This window comes from Frankia nepalensis (genome assembly GCF_016786325.1).
Taxonomy (GTDB): domain Bacteria; phylum Actinomycetota; class Actinomycetes; order Frankiales; family Frankiaceae; genus Pseudofrankia; species Pseudofrankia nepalensis.
Map to the genome: position 1 here is coordinate 60,049 of NZ_JADWYU010000138.1, position 215 is coordinate 60,263.

The 215-nt window shown below is 68.8% G+C and carries 1 pseudogene; it reads right to left on the reverse strand.

Annotation, left to right across the window (positions count from 1 at the left end):
* A pseudogene (locus I6A81_RS19895) lies at positions 1 to 192 on the reverse strand (hypothetical protein); the annotation flags it as partial.
* Positions 193 to 215: the final 23 nt, after the last annotated feature.

Genomic DNA, 215 nt, shown 5'->3' on the forward strand with positions numbered 1-215 from the left:
GGGGCCGATCCAGTAGACGTCGGCGTGCTCCCGGAATCGGCTCAACGTCGCGATAGCACCTGGCCGGGCGTGACCAGGCGGCGCGATGGGGAATGGTTGGTGCCAGCCTTCGGCTTGGGTCCAGAAGTTGGTGCCGACGCCGCCGTCGGGGCCGATCCAGTAGACGTCGGCGTGCTCCCGGAATCGGCTCAACGTCGCGATAGCACCTGGCCGGG